Origin of the sequence: Lutibacter oceani (assembly GCF_003384935.1) — a bacterium.
Lineage (GTDB): Bacteria > Bacteroidota > Bacteroidia > Flavobacteriales > Flavobacteriaceae > Lutibacter > Lutibacter oceani.
In genome coordinates this window covers 1-1,272 of sequence record NZ_QTTQ01000006.1, presented here as the reverse complement: position 1 = coordinate 1,272, position 1,272 = coordinate 1, and the positions used below count along the sequence as shown (strand labels likewise).

Sequence of the window (1,272 nt, the reverse complement as noted above, 5' to 3'; positions counted from 1 at the left end):
TGGAGACGGTACATTTGATTATACACCAGCAGCAGGTTTTGCAGGAACAGATACTTTCACTTATACTCTATGCGATAATGATTCACCGGTAGCAAGTTGTTCAACAGCAACTGTAACGGTAACAGTAACTGACACAGGAAATCCAATAGCGGTTGACGATAACATTTCAATAACGGAAGACACTACAATAGCAACAGTAATTTCACCCTTAAGTAATGATAGCTTGATTGATGGAGCAACGTATTCAATGGGAAGTTTTATTTACACAGGGGCAAATGGAGCAACTATAGTTGATAATGGTGATGGAACATTTGATTATACACCAGCAGCAGGTTTCTCAGGATTAGATTCTTTTAGCTATACAATTTGTGATAATGATTCACCAATAGCTAGTTGTGCAACTGCAACAGTTTTTGTAGCTGTTTTAGACGAAGGAAATCCATTTGCAGTAAACGATACAGCTAATACCATTTTAAATACAGTTGTTATTACTGGAAACGTTTTAATAAATGATACAGTTATAGACAATGCAATTATTACAAATTTTGATACGACAAGTACAAATGGAGGGATAGTAGCTGATAATGGAGGAGGAACTTTTTCATATGCACCACCAATAGGTTTTATAGGAATTGATACATTTACATATACAATTTGTGATGATGACACTCCGGTAAGTTGTTCAACAGCAACAGTAACTATTACAGTTACCGCGGGTAGTGCAGATTTAGTAACAGGAAAATTTGTTAGCCCGCCAGCTTCAGGAGTTGATTATGTTGAAGGCGAAACTATTGTTTATACAATACATGTAGATAATAATGGGCCAAATGACGCAACTGGAGTTAGTTTAACAGACCTATTACCAGCAGGAGTTACATATGTAAGTGATAATCAAGGAGGTTCTTATAATAGTGGTTCAGGAATTTGGACTATTGGGAGTATTGCAAATGGAGCAACAGCAACCTTGAATATTACTGCAACAGTTGATGCGGGAACAAGTAATACAACAATTACAAATTTCACTACAGCAGCAACAGGAGACCAATCAGATCCAACAACAGTTGGTGATGATTTATCAGAGTCAATTACAGTAAGCAACAATTCAGATATTGTATTAACTAAAGTAGTTGATAATAGTACGCCAAACGAAGGAGATACAGTAACCTATACGGTAACGGTAACCAACAATGGACCAGCAGCAGTAACTAATTTAGTAGTAGCAGATGCTTTAGATACAGGCTTAACTTTCGGATTGGTAACACCAAGTGTAGG

General features: G+C 36.8%; 1 protein-coding gene. It reads left to right on the top strand.

The features are described from left to right. Positions 1 to 1,272 (top strand): Ig-like domain-containing protein (locus tag BX611_RS00050; RefSeq protein WP_147296383.1); only part of this gene is annotated, 1,272 nt, incomplete at both ends.